18 protein-coding genes and 1 pseudogene are annotated in these 17,317 nt (G+C 69.4%); 10 read left to right on the forward strand and 9 right to left on the reverse strand.

Annotated elements, in window-relative coordinates:
- Nucleotides 1-7 precede the first annotated feature (7 nt).
- On the forward strand, nucleotides 8-790 hold the full coding sequence (locus OG504_RS35575) for a sulfite exporter TauE/SafE family protein (RefSeq protein ID WP_405993464.1): 783 nt from the start codon (nucleotides 8-10) through the stop codon (nucleotides 788-790).
- Between the two features lie 12 nt (nucleotides 791-802).
- On the opposite strand, the gene OG504_RS35580 is transcribed toward OG504_RS35575, so the two are convergent.
- Nucleotides 803-1,426, reverse strand: a complete 624-nt coding sequence (locus OG504_RS35580; RefSeq protein WP_405993465.1) for a class F sortase — start codon at nucleotides 1,424-1,426, stop codon at nucleotides 803-805.
- Between the two features lie 117 nt (nucleotides 1,427-1,543).
- Entirely contained in the window at nucleotides 1,544-2,062 is a 519-nt protein-coding gene (locus tag OG504_RS35585; protein WP_033284687.1) for a hypothetical protein, read from the reverse strand.
- A gap of 307 nt (nucleotides 2,063-2,369) precedes the next feature.
- Between OG504_RS35585 and OG504_RS35590 the strand changes: the two genes are divergently transcribed.
- Nucleotides 2,370-2,990: an NADPH-dependent FMN reductase gene (locus OG504_RS35590; protein ID WP_405993466.1), complete on the forward strand. Its 621-nt coding sequence runs from the start codon at nucleotides 2,370-2,372 to the stop codon at nucleotides 2,988-2,990.
- Between the two features lie 89 nt (nucleotides 2,991-3,079).
- On the opposite strand, the gene OG504_RS35595 is transcribed toward OG504_RS35590, so the two are convergent.
- On the reverse strand, nucleotides 3,080-3,346 hold the full coding sequence (locus OG504_RS35595; RefSeq protein ID WP_318016184.1) for a hypothetical protein: 267 nt from the start codon (nucleotides 3,344-3,346) through the stop codon (nucleotides 3,080-3,082).
- Nucleotides 3,347-3,529: 183 nt separating this feature from the next.
- Here OG504_RS35595 and OG504_RS35600 point away from each other — a divergent pair, with 183 nt between their 5' ends.
- The 4 genes from OG504_RS35600 to OG504_RS35615 all read left to right on the forward strand — a co-directional run bounded on the left by OG504_RS35600 (nucleotide 3,530) and on the right by OG504_RS35615 (nucleotide 8,413).
- A complete protein-coding gene (locus OG504_RS35600; protein ID WP_405993467.1) occupies nucleotides 3,530-4,660 on the forward strand; it encodes a hemopexin repeat-containing protein in 1,131 nt (376 codons plus the stop codon).
- 80 nt (nucleotides 4,661-4,740) lie between these two features.
- Nucleotides 4,741-6,204, forward strand: a complete 1,464-nt coding sequence (locus OG504_RS35605; protein WP_405993468.1) for a hypothetical protein — start codon at nucleotides 4,741-4,743, stop codon at nucleotides 6,202-6,204.
- 14 nt (nucleotides 6,205-6,218) lie between these two features.
- Nucleotides 6,219-7,787, forward strand: a complete 1,569-nt coding sequence (locus OG504_RS35610) for a hypothetical protein (RefSeq protein WP_405993469.1) — start codon at nucleotides 6,219-6,221, stop codon at nucleotides 7,785-7,787.
- A complete protein-coding gene (locus tag OG504_RS35615) occupies nucleotides 7,781-8,413 on the forward strand; it encodes a hypothetical protein (protein ID WP_405993470.1) in 633 nt (210 codons plus the stop codon). Before OG504_RS35610 ends, OG504_RS35615 begins: the two co-directional genes overlap by 7 nt.
- Here OG504_RS35615 and OG504_RS35620 read toward each other — a convergent pair.
- Nucleotides 8,410-9,141 (reverse strand): TetR/AcrR family transcriptional regulator, encoded by a 732-nt coding sequence (locus tag OG504_RS35620; protein ID WP_405993471.1) that lies wholly within the window; start codon nucleotides 9,139-9,141, stop codon nucleotides 8,410-8,412. The genes OG504_RS35615 and OG504_RS35620 overlap by 4 nt on opposite strands.
- Before the next feature lie 151 nt (nucleotides 9,142-9,292).
- Here OG504_RS35620 and OG504_RS35625 point away from each other — a divergent pair, with 151 nt between their 5' ends.
- Nucleotides 9,293-10,804 (forward strand): MFS transporter, encoded by a 1,512-nt coding sequence (locus tag OG504_RS35625; protein ID WP_405993472.1) that lies wholly within the window; start codon nucleotides 9,293-9,295, stop codon nucleotides 10,802-10,804.
- A gap of 117 nt (nucleotides 10,805-10,921) precedes the next feature.
- Here OG504_RS35625 and OG504_RS35630 read toward each other — a convergent pair whose 3' ends face one another.
- Nucleotides 10,922-11,797, reverse strand: a complete 876-nt coding sequence (locus tag OG504_RS35630) for a LysR family transcriptional regulator (RefSeq protein WP_405993473.1) — start codon at nucleotides 11,795-11,797, stop codon at nucleotides 10,922-10,924.
- 17 nt (nucleotides 11,798-11,814) lie between these two features.
- Nucleotides 11,815-12,672 (reverse strand): NAD-dependent epimerase/dehydratase family protein, encoded by an 858-nt coding sequence (locus OG504_RS35635; RefSeq protein ID WP_405993474.1) that lies wholly within the window; start codon nucleotides 12,670-12,672, stop codon nucleotides 11,815-11,817.
- Nucleotides 12,673-12,937: 265 nt separating this feature from the next.
- Between OG504_RS35635 and OG504_RS35640 the strand changes: the two genes are divergently transcribed.
- Together OG504_RS35640 and OG504_RS35645 are read left to right on the forward strand one after the other, a co-directional pair.
- Nucleotides 12,938-13,717 carry an SDR family NAD(P)-dependent oxidoreductase gene (locus tag OG504_RS35640; RefSeq protein WP_405993475.1) on the forward strand — a complete coding sequence of 260 codons (780 nt, stop codon included), beginning with the start codon at nucleotides 12,938-12,940 and terminating at the stop codon, nucleotides 13,715-13,717.
- Nucleotides 13,718-13,785: 68 nt separating this feature from the next.
- Nucleotides 13,786-15,117 carry an amidohydrolase family protein gene (locus OG504_RS35645; protein ID WP_405993476.1) on the forward strand — a complete coding sequence of 444 codons (1,332 nt, stop codon included), beginning with the start codon at nucleotides 13,786-13,788 and terminating at the stop codon, nucleotides 15,115-15,117.
- Nucleotides 15,118-15,125: 8 nt separating this feature from the next.
- On the opposite strand, the gene OG504_RS35650 is transcribed toward OG504_RS35645, so the two are convergent.
- Complete coding sequence (locus tag OG504_RS35650; protein ID WP_405993477.1) at nucleotides 15,126-15,317, reverse strand: DUF397 domain-containing protein; 192 nt, start codon at nucleotides 15,315-15,317, stop codon at nucleotides 15,126-15,128.
- Nucleotides 15,318-15,320: 3 nt separating this feature from the next.
- Nucleotides 15,321-16,211: a helix-turn-helix domain-containing protein gene (locus tag OG504_RS35655; protein WP_405993478.1), complete on the reverse strand. Its 891-nt coding sequence runs from the start codon at nucleotides 16,209-16,211 to the stop codon at nucleotides 15,321-15,323.
- Nucleotides 16,212-16,405: 194 nt separating this feature from the next.
- On the opposite strand from OG504_RS35655, the pseudogene OG504_RS35660 reads away from it, so the two are divergent.
- A pseudogene (locus tag OG504_RS35660) lies at nucleotides 16,406-16,774 on the forward strand (ATP-binding protein); the annotation flags it as partial.
- A gap of 42 nt (nucleotides 16,775-16,816) precedes the next feature.
- On the opposite strand, the gene OG504_RS35665 reads toward OG504_RS35660, so the two are convergent.
- Nucleotides 16,817-17,317: a GNAT family N-acetyltransferase gene (locus OG504_RS35665; RefSeq protein WP_405993479.1), complete on the reverse strand. Its 501-nt coding sequence runs from the start codon at nucleotides 17,315-17,317 to the stop codon at nucleotides 16,817-16,819.

Raw genomic sequence — 17,317 nt, forward strand, 5'->3', positions numbered from 1 at the left:
CATGATCATGCCCGACATATCGCTGACCATGGTCGCCGTCCTCTGCCTCACCGCCCTCGCGGCCGGCTGGATCGACGCCGTGGTGGGCGGCGGCGGGCTCCTGCTGCTCCCGGTACTCCTGCTCGGCCTGCCCGCAGGCACCCCGGCCGCCACCGCGCTCGGCACCAACAAGGCCGTGGCCATCGTCGGCACGTCCGGCGCGGCGGTGACGTACGCCCGCAAGGCACCGGTGAACGTCGGCCTCGCCGTACGCATCGGCCTGGCGGCACTCGCCGGCAGCTCAGCCGGTGCCTTCTTCGCGGCCGGCATGAGCACCGACGTACTCAAGCCGGTGATCATGGTCGTCCTGCTGGCGGTCGCCACCTTCGTCATCCTCCGCCCGGCCTTCGGCACGGCCCCGAGCCCCGGCCCGGCCACCCGCCGCCAGATCCTCGCGGCGATCGGCCTCGCGGGCCTGGGCATCGGTTTCTACGACGGTCTCGTGGGCCCCGGCACCGGTACGTTCCTGGTCCTCGCGCTCACCGCCGTGCTCCACCTCGACCTGGTGACCGCCTCGGCCACCGCGAAGATCGTCAACTGCTGCACCAACGCGGGCGCCCTCGCGATGTTCGCCTGGCAGGGCACGGTCCTGTGGCAACTCGCCGCTCTGATGGCGGTGTTCAACCTCGCGGGCGGAATGCTGGGCGCCCACACGGCGCTGAAGCAGGGCAGCGGTTTCGTGCGGGTCGTCCTTCTGACGGTGGTGTTCGGGCTGGTGGCGAACCTGGCGTACCAGCAGTGGCTGGCCTGAGAGTTACTTCGTTTACCGACTACCACTCAAGTGCGCGAACACCACCACGTTCCCCTGATACCCCGTCGCCCGCGAATACCCGCCCCCACACGTGATCACCCTCAACTCGGGCCGCCGCGCGGCCCCGTACACCTTCTGATCCGGAAAGTGGCTCGCCCGGTACACCTCGACCGCGTCCACCGTGAACAGCGCGACGCTGCCGTCCAGCCGGTCCAGCTCGATCGTGTTGCCCTTCTTCAGGGCGCCGAGGTCGTAGAAGACGGCGGGCCCGTCGGCGTTGTCGACATGCCCCGCGACGACCGCCGTGCCGGTCTCGCCGGGGGTGGTCCCGGCCTCGTACCAGCCGGCGAGGTTCTTCTTCGCGGCCGGGGGCACGTCCAGGCTGCCGGTGCTCGTCAGCTTGAGCCCCATCAGCGGGGCGTTCACGTGGATGGCAGGGATACGGATGCGGTCCGGCGGCGACGGCGGCAGCGCACGCGCCGCGGTGCGCCCGGCGGCCGGGTCGGGCCGCCCCTCCGCGGCGGACGGCTGCGGCGGGGCGTTCGTGTCGGAACCGCTGGCCAACAGCCACGCGCCCGTGCACAGGGCGACCACGGTGACGGCCCCTATCGCGGTATTGCCGTATCCACGGCGCATGAGCGATCAACCCCTCTCCAGTAACTGGCCCCGCGCCCCCTCCGGGCCACGAGGGGCGTCGGACCCGGAGGGGGACGGGACGTGCGGTACCGGCGGACGGACAGCGGAGGGTGTCCGTCAGAACCTGTCGCCTCTCGCCCGGCGATGCAGGAGCCAGGTACCGCCCGCGGCGGCGACGGCGAGAGCCGCCACGCCGGCCGCGGTCTGCACGGGGTCGGGGCCCAAGGCGCCGCCGACCCCCGTCTTCACACTGCCTCGCGGCTGCACCTGCTGCCGCATCGAGGCCAGCGTCACCATCAGATCGCCGCTGACCTGCCGCCCGTCCGTGCACTTCGCGACGATCTCGTACGTCCCCGGCTGCGCACTCGGCGGCACCTTGAACTGCCCGATCGCATCGCCCTCGTGCGCGCTCGGCGCCAGCGTGAACGTGCCGGCGCCCACCGCGCTGGCGTCACCGGCGGCCGTACCGTCGTCGCCGCACGCCGCCGTGTTCACCGTGACGTCGCCGCCCGGCACGGCGTTCGAGGGGAACACCTCCAGACTGCCGGTCTCGCCGCCGTACGCCGGCGCGGTCGCGAGACCCGCGGCGGCGACGGCGAGCGCGGTGCCGGTCAGCAGACGGGCGGTACGTCGCATCGGTGCTCCTCCGAGCTGTGGTTGGCTGCCCTTCCGAGGTAAGTGGCACCGGGCCGAGCGCGCTTCCTGAGCGAGCGTCAGAATTGCGGTGAATGGGTGTCAGAAAGGGCCTCCGGCGCCCCTTCTCGGCGCCGTTTCAGCAGGTCATGGCGGTACGACGGGCTGCGGCGAAACCCGTTCCGGAGAAGAACCCGAAGAGCGCAAGCCGCGCGTGTGAACGGGTGACCGGGCACAGCGGGCGGCGCGGGCAGGAGGCGAGGTCGGCGGCCCTTGACCTCAAGAATGGTTGAGGTACCAGGCTGCCCGCATGGACACCACCACCGCGACCACCACCGCACCCGCTGCCGTACCCACTACGGCTCCTCTGACCGTGACCGTCGTCATCGGCAGCAACCGCCACGGCCGCTTCGGCCCGGTCGTCGCCGACTGGCTCATCGCGCACGTCCGCGACCACCCCGAGCTCACCCTCCAGGTCGTCGACGTGGCCGACACCGGCCACCTGCCCACGACCCTCGCCCCGACCCCGGAGGCCACTGCCGCACTCGCCGGCATCACCCCCAAGCTGGCCGGCGCGGACGCCTTCGTCGTCCTCACCCCCGAGTACAACCACTCCTACCCGGCCGGCCTCAAGAACCTGATCGACTGGCACTTCACCGAGTGGCGCGCCAAACCCGTCGCCCTCGTCTCCTACGGCGGCCTCGCGGGCGGCCTGCGTGCGGTGGAGCACCTGCGCCAGGTCTTCGCCGAACTCCACGCCGTCACGGTCCGCGACACCGTCTCCTTCCACAACGCGGGCGCGTCCTTCGACGACGACGGCCGCCTCAAGGACCCGTCGGCCCCGGACGCGGCGGCGAAGGCGATGCTGGACCAACTGGTGTGGTGGGGACGGGCGTTGAAGGAGGCACGCCGGGTGCGGCCGTTGGTCTGACGCGAAAGGATCCAACGAAAAAAGGATCCAACGAAAAAGGGGCGGCCGACAAAGGTCGGCCGCCCCCTTCACACCGTCACGGGGAGGTGTCAGAAACCGAAGACGCCCTCGAACGTGCCACGGTCCCAGTCGTGGTCCGTCTTGGTGGTCGAGGAGTAGACGGGGCCGACGTGGTCGATGACACCGGCGAACATCGTGTTGTCGACGTGCCCGGAACCCTGCGAGCCGGTGCCCTGGACGAGCGCGCCGTCGTCGTGGGGGAACGGGCCGTTGTCGTGGGCGAGGGCGGCACCCGCGCCACCGAGCAGGATGCCGACGGCGAGGACGGACGTGGTCAGGGCGGAACGCATACGCATGACTACTCCAATGATCTCTGGATGACGCGCCGGAAAACGGGCACGTCGGGCCGGACAACCCCTAAACGATCACTGGAAACGTCGTGCCACCTCCGTGACGCCACGTGGATCACCCGATGATTCACTCGAACGGGACCCCGTGTCACGCCATAAGAACCGCACCGCCGGAGCATGCATCCCGGCATGAGTGTGGACAGGGCGTACTTCACCGTCGGGGCCACCGTGTCCACGTACGACATCGACGCGGACGCGGCCGACCCGGCGCAGGACTGGCAACTGGGCACGGCCTGGGGCGGGTTGCCGCCCGGCTGGGAGGAGGGCGTCGACGCGGCGGTCGACCTGGGCCAGGCCCACCTGTACGTGTTCCGGGGCCCGGAGTACGTCCGCATCCCGTTCGCCACCCAGACCGTGGACGACGGCTACCCGCTCACGACCCGCGACAACTGGTCCGGCCTCTCCTTCGACACCGTCGACGCGGTCATGAACTGGTCCGACGGAAAGCTCTACTTCTTCAGCGGCCCGCAGTACGTCCGCTACGACATCGCCGCCGACCGCCAGGACCCCGGTTACCCCAAGCCGATCGCCGACGGCTGGACGGGAGTCACCGCCGACTGGATCGGCGACGGCATCGACGGCGCGCTCAACCCCGGCAACGGACGGGCGTACTTCTTCAAGGGCACCGAGTACGCGGCCATCGACTGGCACACCAAGAAACAGGAGGACGGCTACCCGCTCACCACCGCCGACCAATGGCCCGGCCTGACCGGCCCCTACGACGCGATCTGGTCCAACGCGGCCACAGCGCCCCCGAGTTCGAGCAAGGCAACCCAATTCAAGCTCTCCTACGGCGAGTTCGCCACCGCCAGTGAAACGGCGACCGGCGTCCCCGCGCTGGTCACACTCGGCCAGGCGGCGCTGGAGTCCGGCTGGGGCACGGCCGCGCCCGGCAACAACTTCTTCGGTATCAAGGCGAAGGCGACCGACCCACCGAAGACCCGCCAACTTCTCCGAACCCAGGAGGTGTTGGACCGCCCCGACGTGCAGTTCCCCGAAGTCGTCTCGGTGACGCAGCGCCCGGACGGCAAGTACCTGTACGTCGTCCGCGACTGGTTCCGCGTCTACGCGACCCCCGAGGAGTCCTTCACGGCCCATGGCAACTACCTGCGGAACAACGCCCGTTACGCCTCGGCGTTCGAGCACACCGACGACCCGTACGCCTTCGCGCAGGCGGTCGCGGACGCGGGGTACGCGACGGCGACGAACTACTACGACTCCCTCGCCTCGGTGATGCGGAACATCGAGGCCGCTGCCTGAGGGCACCGGTGATTCACTTATCCGGGTGAATGCAAACAAGGTGCCGTATAGGTGTCATATGACCCGGGCAGGACGGGGCCATGGGATACCAACTGGGGGATCTGGGGCGGACGTTCCGCGACCAGATGTACAACGTGCTCACCGGCGGCGACGGCAGTGTCCCGCCGGCCAAGTCCAGCTTCATCACCTGGTGCATGCCCGGACTGCCGTACCAGGAGGCGGACTTCGCGTTCGCCGCGCAAGGCATCGGCACCGGCGCCACGGCAGCGGAGGACAAGCTCCTGCTCCAGCAGGCGTACAACTTCTCCTCGCTCGTCGACTTCATCCCGGACGTGACCTCGGCGTACTCGTCGGGACGGCAGGACGGGGTGTGGCGCAACGCGAGCGGTGCCCGGCTGAGTGAGATCTACGGCCAGATCCTCAAGTTCTCCAAGGTCGTCGACGACCAGCTCACCGACGACCAGAAGGCCAAACTCGACCGGTTCCGGGGCCTGTTGAGGGTGACGCGCACGGTGAAGGACATCGTCACCGAGCAGGAGAAGCAGGTCACCGAGGACAGCCCCATGCTCAAGGCCTACAAGGCGTGCATGCAGGCGTACGTCACCGCGGCCCTGTCGTACAACAACAAACGCATCGCCGCGCAGGCCGCCGTGGGCGAGTCCGGCAAGCAGGCCGTCGCGGACTGGGCGGCCAACGCGCAGCTGTACTCGATGCAGGTCGCCGCCGCGATGGACGACTGGACGTCGAGCGGGTACCGCAACGAGGTCGAGGAGATCAACGCCTACATCGACCAGACCACCGAGAAGTCGATGCTGCTGTGGAAGCGCAACCTGGAGCGTTTCTACGAGGAGGCGAACACCAACGCGCTGGGCCCGGGCCAGTCCTTCTACTACACGACGGTCGTCCCCGGTGACTTCGCCACCTCGAACGGCTGGACCGCGTACTCGATGTACCACCAGATGGTGGACTCCCACAGCCACTACGAGACGACGTCCTGGTCGGCGGGCGGCGGACTGAACTTCGGTCTGTGGAGCGCGAGTTCGGGCATCACCTCCAACTCCCAGGACTACAGCGAGAATTTCCAGGTCGACGACTTCTCGATGTCCTTCGAGATGGCCCAGGTGCAGGTCGTACGGCCGTGGTTCTACCCGGAGTTCCTGGAGAACCGCGGCTGGGACCTGCGCACGGGGCAGGGCTGGAACTACGACCAGATGCCGTCCGACGGCGGCAACCCGCCCGAGGGCCGCTTCATCGGCTATCCGCTCCAGGCCCTGTTCATCAGGAACCTCACCATCCACTCCGCCTCGCTGGCCCAGGCGTTGCAGACCCACCAGAGTTCGGTGTCGGTCAACGCCAGTGTCGGCTGGGGCCCGTTCACCGTGAAGGGCAGCTACAGCCACTCCGAGTCGGACCAGCACTTCCACTCCGAGAACGACGGCGCGACCATCACCGTCCCCGGCATGCAGATCATCGGCTTCGTCAACCACCTCCTGGACAAGACACCGAACCTGCTCGACGGCCTCGACCCCGACCAACTCGTCTAGGGCGGCGGCCAGTTATGAATGACACCGAGACGGTGTGGGCCGCGTCCCCCGTCGACACGGCGGCCATGTTCAGCCTCGGCGCGTACTTCCGCGGCCTGCTCACCGACCCCGACCACCTGGTCGCCGTTCCGGTGACGCCGATCGTCCACCAGGACAGCATGTTTCGCTTCGGCGGCGCCCTGGACTCGGCCCGGGCCACGGTCTGGTCCGAGTTCTGCGAACTGGTCAACAGGGTTCCCACCCAACCGATTTGGGCACCCTCGTCGACCGTCCACCTCTGGGGAATCTACGGCGAGGTACTCGGCGCCGACCTGGCCAGCTCCACCCTCACCCCCGAGGAACACCAGCGCTACGACACGGCGGTCGGCTACCTCTACGACACCGGCGCCGACGGAGTCTTCGTCCCCTCGGCCGCCCTGCGCGGCTACCGCACGGCCCGCCAGGCCTGGCTCCAGGCCGACACGGACTACCACCAGGCGGAACAGACGGCGACGATGTCGACCGACCAGACGGTCCGCGACCACTGGACCCACGTCGACGAACCCGGACTCCGCCAGGCCAGGGACGACGCCATGGACGCCTGGCAGACCGCGGGCCACAAGGCCGAGGTGGAGGACGCCCTGCGCGAGACCTCCGAACTCGCCTCGAAGGCCCCCTCCAGCATCTGGAAACGACACCGCGACACCTTCAACCCGAACCTCCCCGACCAGTACACGACCGCCCCCAACGGCACGCGTTTCGCGCCCACTTACTACTCGCCGGACGGCGCGCTGGACGACCCTTGGTCGAGAGTCGTGCTCTCGGACGACATGCTCCGCACCCTGGCCGCGCAGACCCCCGCAGAACTCAAGTCGGCGTTCGGCGACCGAGCCACCGACGACACGGTCTTCTCCCTGGCCTTCGAATACCGGGTCGTGTCGGTCGTCCGCCCCTGGCTGGACCCGCCGATGGAACTCTTCGGCTCCCGAGCCTGGCGCCTGTCGTCAGGCGTCGCCCCGCTGAGCGACGGCGCCACCCCACCGCACGGCCGCTGCCCGTCGTACGTCGAATCGGTCGCCCTGGCCCGCAACATCGAACTCATCCGCCAGGCCGTCGGCTACACGGAGACCCCCGGCGAGACCACCCTCCACGGCACCTGGACCCTGGATCTCGACAACGGCATCGCGGGCGGCGACATGAACACCGCCGACCTCTGGTGGGAGTGGATGACGGAGACCACCGCCCAGTTGGTGCCCAGCTCCCACGCCGGAATCGTCAACCTCGGCCAGGTCGACTACGAGGCCTTCGACGGCCACCGCCTCTCGACCCTCACCTACGGCAGCACCCCCCTCACCGGCAACCCGAACGCGAGCAACCAACTCGTCACCGGGGACGTGTTCGCCGTACGGACGACGGAGGGCCGCTTTGCCAAGGTGCAGGTGGTCCAGTACGGCTACGACCTCCAACTCCGCTGGGTGGCCTACCAACAGGCGACCTCCGCGACGCAGAGCAGCATCACCGCACCGGACGACGTGTTCCTCGCCGGGTTCGTGTGCAGACAGCTCCCGAAGAGCCCGGACCCTGACCCGGCACTGACATGGTGACCCCCGAACTGGCCGTGCACGGACTCGTGTTGCTGGGCACGGACACGGTGTACGCCGTCCACATGCCCACGTTCACCGCGCCGTACGACTTCCAGGCGGTCCTGCGGGTGGCGCTGGACACGGACACCTACCGCACGGCCCGCAAGCGCTACGGCACGTCGGCCCTGTTCACGCTCAGCCCACCCACCCTCCTCCTCAAGGACCTCGAGCCGGGCGCGACCTTCCCCGCCGACCTCTACTTCGGCCGCTTCGGGAGGGACGGCGAGCCGCTGGGGGAGGTGAGAGTGAGGATCGAGGGGCGGCTGTACGTCGGCCACCCGACCGAGCCCACCATGGAACCGGCAGCTCTGCGGTACCTCCTCTTCGGCCGCGAACAGCTCTACTTGGCCCACGCCCTCACCCGCCCCCCGGACTTCGACCAGGTGCTGACCGCTCAACTCGTGGGGGAGTGGCTGGCGTTGGGCGCCGTAGGAGAGACGGCAGCGCACCTGGTGACAATCCCGAACCGCCCGGACGACCTGGCCGGCCGCCTACGCCCGGGCGAGCAACTCACCACCGGTGAAACGGAGTTGCAGGTGCTGGCGGAGGTGTACCTGGAGACGGCCGACCTGGCGGAAGGGGCTTAGCGGGCCAGCCGTAGCGACAGCCCGTCCAGGACGACATCGAGGCCGTAGGCGAACTTGCCGTCGCGCAGGGTCACCGGATCGGTGCTCGTGACGGCCGACTCGGCGTAGGTGCCGGCGAGATGGGCGTGGCCGGCGGCGGCCTGCTGGGCGGCCGGCATCAGACGGGCGATGAACTCGGCCTCGCTCTCGCCGGACCGCGCGACCGTGGTCAGCCAGGCGGCCTCGGTCGTGCTCATCCCGATCGTGTACGACAGCACCGCGTCGATCGCGCCGCTCGGCTCGGGGAATCCGACGGTCGTGAACAGCGCGGCGAGCCGTTCGGTGAACGACATGAGGTTCGGGCCCAGGTAGGCGAGCCCCGCCTGCCCGAGCACCGAGGACAGCCAGCGGTGCCGTAGCGCGGTCGTACGGAAGGACGCGGCGGCCTCGGTGACGGCGGCGCGCCAGTCGGCGGCGTCCGCGGCCGGGACATGGATCTCGGCGGCGACCTCGTCGACGGCCAGTTCCATCAGCTCGTCCTTGGTCGCGACATGCCGGTAGAGCGAGGTCGCGCCGGCGTTGAGACGCGCGCCGAGCTTGCGCATGCTCAGCGCCTCGATGCCGTCGGCGTCCAGCATCGCGATCGCCTCACGGACGATCGCGTCGCGGCTGAGCGCGGGCTGATCGGCCGCACGCTGCTCGCGGGCCCACACGGACGGGATGGGGTGCTGCTTGGTCCTGGGGGGCATGCGCGCTCCTTCGTGCGGGCCGTGCGTACGACGTTCGCATCCAGCGTACAGAGTTCAGGGATTGCGCACACTGTTCCGTTGTGCGTACAGTGTTCGCATCGAAGGAACGGTGTACGCACAAAGCCGGCCGATGACTCTGAAGGGAAGCCCCATGGAAACCCGAAACCCCCGGCGCTGGTGGATCCTCGTCGTGCTGTGCCTCAGCTCGCTGGTGCTGGTGGTCGACAGCATGGCGCTGACCGTGGCGGTCCCGTCGATGACCGAGAGCATCGGGGCGAGCGCACAGGACACCCAGTGGATCCTCGACTCCTACATCCTGGTCTTCGCCGGCCTGCTGCTGACCTCCGGCAGCCTCGGTGACCGCTTCGGCCGCCGGAAGGTGATGCTGATCGGCCTGGTGCTGTTCGGGACGGCGTCACTGGCGGCGACGTTCTGCACGAACCCCGGCGAGGTGATCGCCGTACGGGTGGCGATGGGGGTGGGCGGCGCGCTGATCATGCCGTCGACGCTCTCGATCCTCATCACGGTCTTCGACGCGGAGGAACGCGGCAAGGCGATGGCGGCCTGGGGTTCGGTGTCGATGCTGGCGCTGGTCGGCAGCCCGGTGCTCGGCGGCGTACTGATCGACCACTTCTCGTGGCACTCCATCTTCTTCCTCAACGTGCCGGTCGTGGCGCTCGCCCTGGTGGCCGGTGTGACGCTGATGCCGGAGTCCAAGGGCCCCTGGCAGAAGCCGGATCCGCTGGGCGCGGTGCTGTCGGCGGTCGGGATGACGGCCCTGATCTGGTGGATCATCGAGATCCCGCAGCACGGAGCGTTCGCGGGCCGGGCGCTCGTCACCCTGGTCGTGGCGGTCGTGGGGCTGGCCGGATTCGTGATCTGGGAGAACGTCACCCCGACCCCGATGGTCCCCCTGGTCCTCTTCAAGCACCGTAATTTCAGCGGGGGTTCGCTCTCCCTGACGCTGGTCCAGATAGGCAACGGCGGCCTGCTGCTGGTCCTCACCCAGTACCTGCAGTTCGTGCTCGGCTACTCGCCGGTCAAGGCGGGCCTGGCCTTCGTCCCGCTGGCGGTCACCGCGCTGGTCGGCAACGCGGCGGGCGCCAAGTTCATGGCGAGGTACGGCCATCGGTACCTGATCCTGGCGGGCATGCTGGTGATGGCGTCGTCCTTCGTCCTGCTCACGACGGTCACGGCCGACACCGGTTTCACCGTCCCGGCGGTCGCCCTCGGCCTCCTCGGGCTGGGCGCGGGCCTCGCGATGCCGGCGGCGGTGGGCGCGCTCATGGGCACGATCCCCGAGGACAAGGCGGGCGTCGGCTCGGCCCTCAACGACACCATCCAGCAAGCGGGTACGGCTCTCGGTATCGCGATCCTCGGCTCCCTCCTGTCCAGCGGCTTCGCCGACGAGATGCCCTCCGGTACGTCCGATGAGGCACGCCACTCGATCGGCGGGGCGCTGGCGGCGGCGCACGGGGACGCGGGGCTGGTCCGCACGGCCCGCGAGGCGTTCACCCACTCCATGTCAACGACCTTCATGGTGAGCGCGGTCGGGGTCGTGGCGGCGGCGGTGCTGGCGGCCGTGGTGATGCGGGACGGGAAGCCGGGGGAGCCGGTGACCGAGGCCCAAGAGGGGACGGCGGAGCGGGAGTTGGCCGCCTGACCCGGGTCTACCTCAACTCACCCGCAGGACAAGGCCGTTGCCCACATCGGGCAACGGCCTCACGTCCGCGGTCGATGACCGTGGGGACGGCCCACTGACGGTAGGTCCTCGTGGGGGTCAGGAGACTTGCTCGGGCAGCAGAGCGGTGGCGGCGTCGACGAACTCCTGGACCAGGCCGGTGGTTCGCCCGGCGGGCCAGGCCACCGCGACATGGTTGGGGCCGAGGTCCTCGACCCGGATCGCCTCGACGTCGGGTCTGGTGTAGAAGTTCGCGGTGGACTCCGGGATCACGGCGATCCCCTGCCCGCCGGCGACCAGTTCGAGTTTCTCCTCGACGCTGTGGATCGCCGCCACCGGGCGGCGCTCACCGGTTCGCAGTTCCACCGCGATGTCGCGCCACTCGGGGACGGCGTCGGGATCCTGCAGAAGGTGATCGGCCGCCAGGTCGGCGACCCGCACGGACTCCTTGCCGGCGAGGGGATGGGACGAGGCCACCATGACGAGGCGCGGTTCGGTGTAGAGCGGCCTGATCTCCAGGCCCGCCGGGTCGATCGGCAACCGGACGATGCCGACATCCGCGCGGGCGTCGTGGAGCACCTCCACCTGGTCGTGCCAGCCGGTACGCAGCATCCGCACGTCAAGCCCGGGGTGGCGCTCGCGCAGCAGGCGAGTGACGGGAGTCAGCGTGATTCCCGGCATGAACCCGATCGTGAAGCGGGTGACGCTCTCGCCCGCGGCGCGTGCCCGCCGCAGCAGTGCGTCCGCGCTCGCCAGCAGGGGCCCGGCGTCGTGAAGGAGCTGTTCGCCCGCCGGTGTGAGCACGGTGCTGCGGCGGTCGCGCATGAACACGTCCACGCCCAGCTCGCTCTCGAGCACCCGGATCTGGCGGGAGAGCACGGGCTGGGTGATGTGCAGGCGCTCCGCGGCGCGTCCGAAGTGGAGTTCCTCGGCCACCGCGAGGAAGTAGCGAAGCTTGCGCAGATCGACGTCCATGCGGTTCCTCCGGGTGATCAGCCGCGCTCGAAGGTGGCGAGCGGGTCACCGTGCGTCGGTGCCCACCCCAGTTCGTGGCGGGCCTTGGCCGAGGTGAGCCGCTGGTCCAGCGCGAACGCGTCCGCGACGGGCCCCATCTCGGCGCGGGCCTGCTCCAGTGTGACCGAGACCGTCTTGCCGTCGAGTCCGGCACCGCGCGCCGCCGCCTCGGCGACCTGCTTCATCGTCGGGTGGCTCTCGCCGACCCCGATGTAGACCGACCCCGCCTTCGCCGAGAGTGCGGCGACGTACAGCGTGGCCATGTCGTCGATGTGCACGAGCGCCCACCGGTTGGCACCGTCACCGATGTACGGGACAGCTCCCCGTATTTTACCGGGCGCGATGAAGAAATGTTCGATCAGCCGGTTGTCGCCTCCGTAGAGCAGCCCGGGCTGCACGACGACGGGGCGACCGCCTTCGGCGGCGCGTGCCGAGACCGCGTCCTCGACCGACCTGCGCCAGGCCACCACGCCAGGTGGATTCCACGGTGCGCTCTCGTCCTGTACGCCGTCGGTGTCGCCGTAGACCCAGGTCCCACCGGTGTGCACGTAGGGTCCGGCCCCGACGCCGTCCTGCATGGCCGTGGCCGCGGCGAGGTCCATGTCCGCGGAGCTGGCCTGCGCGAGGTGGATCACCGCCTCGGCGCGGGCGGCCGCGTGGTTGAGCACGTCCAGGTCGGTGAGTCCACCGCGCACCTCGACCGCCCCGGCGCCTGTCACGGCCTGTGCCGCCTGCTCGCTGCGCGCCAGCGCCTCCACGGAGTGGCCTCGTCGCACCAGTTCGGCGATCGTGGCCCGGCCGATGTAGCCGGATCCGCCCGTCAGGAAAATTCGCATGCCGTCCCTCGCTGTTGATCAGGTGTGACTCCACCGTGCGGCCTGGTCGCCGGTCCTGTCCAAGACCTGTTCCGTGCTCTGTGATGCCCGCCGGGCATGACGCGCGGGCATCACAGGCGACGCAAAGAGTCTTGGACAGGGCGGCCCCCGCGGATCGACAGTGGACGTGCCGCGACAGCGGGCCGGGATCCCGGTTCCTGCCTGTCGCCGGCGTTCCGACCGACACCCCGAGACACATCTCGAACGCCCTCCGGGAGGTGCGACGATGACTCACGTCCTGATCACCGGATCCGCAGACGGCCTCGGCCTGATGGCCGCTCGCCTGCTGATCGGCCAAGGCCACAAGGTGACGCTGCACGCTCGTAACACCGCGCGAGCCGCACATGCGCGTGCGGTCCTGCCCGCTGCCGAGAACGTGCTGGTGGGGGATCTGGGATCCCTCGACGGGATCCGGTCGGTGGCCACCCAGGCCAATGCGGCGGGCCGGTTCGACGCCGTCATCCACAACGCGGGCATCGGCTACCGCGAGCCGCGCCGCGTCGGGACCGTCGACGGCCTGTCCCAGCTGTTCACGGTCAATGTGCTCGCGCCCTACCTGCTGACCGCGTCGATGACGCGGCCCGACCGGCTGGTCTACCTCAGTTCGGGCATGGCTCGCGGTGGGGACGCGGATCTGTCCGATCCGCAGTGGAACGACCGGCGCTGGAACGGGGCGCAGGCGTACAGCGACAGCAAGCTGTTCGACGTCCTGCTCGCGCTCGGAGTCGCGCGGCGCTGGCCGGACGTGCTGTCGAACTCCGTGGAACCCGGGTGGGTCGCGACCAGGATGGGCGGCCCCGGCGCGCCCGACGACCTGGCCTGGGGCCCGGTGACCCAGGCGTGGCTCGCCGTCAGCGACGACGAGGCAGCGCAGGTCACCGGCCGGCACTTCTACCACCAGAAGGAGCGCTCCGTGCCCGCCGAGGCGCACGACGCGACGGTTCAGGACGCCCTGCTCGACTACTGCGCCGAGCTCACCGGCACCTCGATCCGCGCGTCGCGATGACCCTGCCCGGTCCCGACGCGTCCGGCCCTGTCACCCCCAAGTCGATTCAACTGGAACGGAGTTCGACGATGTCCGAGGAAATCCTGATCACCGGTGGCCACGTCGTGACGCTCGACGACGCGCTCGGCGACGTACCCGGTGGTGACGTGCGAGTGCGGGACGGTGTCATCACGGAGATCGGTGCCGGCCTGCACCCCGGGCCGGACACCGAGGTCGTCGACGCGCGGGGCCGGCTGGTGATCCCGGGCCTGATCGACACGCACCGACACGTCTGGCAGGGCGCGATCGCCGGATTCACCCCGCAGATGACCGGATACGGGTACGGACCGGCCGTACTGACCGGGATCTCCCTCAGGCACACCCCGGCCGACATCTACGCCGGCACGCTGTGGGGAGCCCTGCAGGCGCTGGACGCGGGAATCACCACGATCGGCGACTGGGCCCACGCACTGCAGTCCGCCGACCACGCCGACGCCAACCTGCGCGGCCTGCGCGAGTCCGGAATCCGCGGCCTGTTCTTCTACGGCGGCCCCGGCCCGGCCGACGACGACCCGAACCCGCCGCACCCGCTCGACGCCCGGCGCATGCGCGACGAGCAGTTCCCCGGCACCAGCGGCAACGGACGGCTGCGGATGGGCATGGCGCTGCGCGGGCCGTGCTTCACCTCCCCGGAGCGCAACCGCCAGGACTTCGCCTTCGCCCGCGAACTCGGCCTGCCGATCTCGATCCACGTCGGGATGGCCGGCACCGCGGACGCGGTCACCGCGCTGCGCCGGGACGGGCTGCTCGGCCCGGACGTCAACTACATCCACGCCAACCAACTGACCGACGAGGAGATGGACTTGATCGCCGCCTCGGGCGGGACCGTGACCATCACCCCGAGCACGGACATGCTGATGCAGTTCGGCACCTACCCGGCCACCGGGCGAGCTCTGGAACGTGACATCGTCTCCGGCTTCGGAGTCGACACCGTCTGCAGCGCCGGGACCGACCTGTTCTCCGAGATGCGCCTCGCGCTGGCCGCGGAACGCTCGCGCGCCAACGCCGAGTCCCTCGCCCGCAACGAGCTCGTGCACGAGGTCGCACTGCACCAGCGGGACATGCTGCGGCTGGCCACGCTCGGCGGTGCCCAGGTACTCGGTCTCGCCGACCGGACCGGTTCGCTCACCCCCGGCAAGCAGGCCGACATCACCGTCGTCGACCTGCGTTCGCCCCACCTGGACGGCTTCGGCGACCCGGTCGCGATGCTCGGGCTCGGCGCCGGCCCGGCCGACGTCGAGACGGTCCTGGTCGGCGGGGAATTCGCCAAACGCGACGGCACGCTGGTCGGGACGCACGCGTCCACGGCACGAGACCTGATGCACGAGACACAGCACCGGCTCCGCGCCACGATCCGCTGAAGAGAAGCTCAGCGGGGCGCGGAGGTTGGCGGGAGGGAGGCTTGGAACGCTCTCCAGGTGGCGGGGTTGAGGTGGAGGGAGGGGCCGTTGGGGTTCTTGGAGTCGCGTATGGCGATGGTGGTGGGAATGTTGGTGGCTACCTCGACGCACTCGGCCTTTTCGTTGCTGTGGCTGGACTTGCGGTACTCGAACGTGGGCATGGTTCACAGTCTCTTGCGCAGCTCGTGGAGGAAGGAAATGGATTCCCGTTCACTGAGGGAGCGTTCGGTGATCTTCTCGAACAACTCGGCGTAGGCGGCTGCCAATTCTCCGCCTTCCACCCAGCGTTCGACGAAGGGTGACTCCACGTAGACGACGTCCATGGCCCCGGGTTCGGCGAACGACATGATGTTGAACGAGCCGTTGAGGCCCGGGTGCGTACCGGCGTCGAATGGGAAGACGCGGAGGCTGATGTTCGGCTGGTCGGCTGTCTTGATCAGCTCGTCGAGTTGGCCGATGGCTGTGGCTGCGCCGCCGGGAAAGTTGCGGAGAGTCGCCTCGTAGATCACCGCCCGCAGCGACAGTAGAGGGTCATCGGACAGGCGGCGTTGTCGGGCGAGCCGGGCCGCGATGAACTTTTCGTCGGTCTCGGTCCCTTTGGTAGTCACCGTGGCTGTCGGTTCGGTCCTCAACGCCCTTACGTACTCGGCTGTTTGGAGCAGTCCGGGGAGGAAGGCGGGTTGCCATGCCTTGATGGCTGTCGCGGCGCTCTCCAGTGCGACGTACTCCTGCATGACACCCGGGATGTCGAAGTCGTCCCACCAGCCTTTGGCCTTCCGGCGCTCCCGGTCGACCCTCGCCAGTTCGAGGAGGCCGCCGATTCTTCCGAGATCGCGGACGCCGTACAGCTCGCACAAGGCCCGGATGTCCGGATCGCGAACGGGAACCCAACCACCCTCCAGCTTGGCGACCTTGGCCGTCGAAGCGGAGAGCGCCTTCGCGGCCTGCGGCTGAGTGAGGCCGGCCGTTACGCGGAGCTGGAGGAGTTCGGCTCCGAGCCTGCGCCCCAGAACGCTGGTCGTGCTGTTGCCCTGACGTGCCTGACTCGCTGTCACCCGGCTGCTCCTTCGGTGCTGTGCGCGGTCAGTTTGCTCGGTGGGGCACCGGGCTGGCAAACACGATTGGTGGATATCTTCCAGGAAGAGCTTGAAAACCCTGGCGCCGCGCCGCTACCTTCCGTTGTGAACCGATCGCAGAGCGGCGCCAGTTGATACGCGGCGCAGCTCGCCCCTGCCCGGAGGTGAGCGACATGGTCGCCCCCGAAGTCCCGCTGCATCACGACCGCCTCGACTACACCCCGTTGCCCAAGAGCGTCACCCTCGCCCGCCGCCGAGCGCACCGGCTCCTCACTGAGTGGGGTCACCCCGAACTCGCCGCGGACACCGCCTTGTTGGTCTCGGAGCTGGGCGGCAACGCCGTACTGCACGGGTGCCTGCGCGACCGCCTGTTCCGCGTCGAACTCACCCTCACGGAACGCGCCGTACGCATCGCGGTGTCCGACCCGAGGGGCGAGTTACGGCCGAGCCTCCGCAAGGCCACCGAGGGCGACATGTTCGGGCGTGGACTGCTGATCGTCGGTCAGGTCGCGGACCGTTGGGGCGTGCGCGAGCTCACCGTAGGCAAGGCGGTGTGGTGCGAGTTGGACGTCGTACGACACCACTCACACGACCCGCTCCATGCAGACCAGTTGATCCCGCTCGTCCCACGACTCGGTGACGGCGAAGCCGAACCGTTCGTAGAGGGCGATGGCCCCGGTCCGCCACTTCCACACCGACAAGCGCACGGCACCCACGTCGCTTTCCGCGGCATGCGCAAGCGCCGCACCGAGCAGAGCCGAGGCAACGCCCCGGCCCCGGAACGCCGGGTCCGTCCATAGCCTCTTGATCTCCGACCGCCCGTCGGCGGGAGCGGTCACCACCAGGCAGCCCACTGCGGCGTCCCCGCTCACTGCCACCAGCACGACATCGTCGACGAACGCGGTCCGAGGGTCCGAGATCTCCGCCCGGTACCGGTCCGGCAGTGCGTCCACATCGGCAACGGGCTCCCCCTTCTCGGCCTCCGTCCGCAGGTGGTAGGCCGCCAGCAACGCGCCCAGTCCGTCCTCGGCGGAAAGACCCCGGCCCGGTCGACGGACGATGGACACCTCGCGCTGATCAGTCAC

The sequence above is a fragment of the Streptomyces sp. NBC_00986 genome, from assembly GCF_045162565.1.
GTDB lineage: Bacteria > Actinomycetota > Actinomycetes > Streptomycetales > Streptomycetaceae > Streptomyces.